The 418-nt window shown below is 63.2% G+C and carries 1 protein-coding gene; it reads right to left on the bottom strand.

Annotated features, from left to right (window positions below; genetic code table 11):
* Positions 1–208 precede the first annotated feature (208 nt).
* A partial coding sequence (locus NE591_RS12735) for a hypothetical protein (protein ID WP_256156797.1) occupies positions 209–418 on the bottom strand: 210 nt, incomplete at its 5' end.

Raw genomic sequence — 418 nt, 5'->3', positions numbered from 1 at the left:
GAGGATCATACCGGCATCGGTAACAGCGCTCACACTCGCAAACCATCCTCCCGCTGCACGAGGACGAAAGCGCAGAACCATATCGACGACGGCACCGATAAGAAACGCGCCGGCCCCCGTGCCAGCGAGAAACAGATACAGCGCGATGTAAATGCTTACCATACTCGATTTCCCTTCCCCCTCGCAGCTCCCTCAACAACCCCATCCCTCAGCGTCTTCCGGCCAGCACGAACTCCAGGGAGGCGGTTGTCGCGTCAGCGCTCTTCAGCGTGACGGCGACGCGCTGGCCCAGCCGGTAGAGCTTCCCCGACTCGTCGCCCACAAGCGTGTAGCGCACCGGGTCGAAGACGAAGTACTCGTCGCCCAAGGCCCGCACGGGAAGGACGCCCTCGGCCGTGCAATCGAGGCGCACGTAGAG

Origin of the sequence: Adlercreutzia sp. DFI.6.23, assembly GCF_024462535.1 — a bacterium.
Classification (GTDB): domain Bacteria; phylum Actinomycetota; class Coriobacteriia; order Coriobacteriales; family Eggerthellaceae; genus Adlercreutzia; species Adlercreutzia rubneri.
Note: the sequence above shows the minus strand (reverse complement) of the source record. Positions and strands in the feature narration are given on the sequence as shown.